Origin of the sequence: Acetobacter sp. DsW_059 (genome assembly GCF_002153695.1) — a bacterium.
Taxonomy (GTDB): domain Bacteria; phylum Pseudomonadota; class Alphaproteobacteria; order Acetobacterales; family Acetobacteraceae; genus Acetobacter; species Acetobacter thailandicus.
This window is the reverse complement of sequence record NZ_JOPI01000154.1, coordinates 1-312: the sequence shown is the minus strand read 5'-3', so window position 1 is coordinate 312 and position 312 is coordinate 1. Positions and strand designations below refer to the sequence as shown.

Here is a 312-nt window from a genome sequence, read left to right as displayed (position 1 = left end):
TGACTGTCACGCGTCATGCGCTGTTATGACGCGCTATAGCCCCACTGTTCATCGAGCCAGGCAATACGTCCCTGTATCCACGTAATGAGAAAGCCATAGGTCGACTGGCTGTTTGTTCCCCACATACTCAGATCAGAAGCGAAATCGTCAGTTGAAATCGTGCCTGTGAGCCTGCGGATTGTTTTGTCGAGCGTATCAGATGAAATCACGTTATTATCACGCAAATATTTCCATCTGGTGGCCAAATCATCTGCAAAATATTCACGCAGCATAGTCCATGCAGCATTATAGTTTGTTATCCAGCCCAGGACA

At 47.1% G+C, this 312-nt stretch carries 1 pseudogene; it reads right to left on the bottom strand.

From position 1 onward, the window contains the following. Positions 1 to 23: 23 nt before the first annotated feature. Positions 24 to 312: pseudogene (locus HK25_RS13190) on the bottom strand (hypothetical protein); the annotation flags it as partial.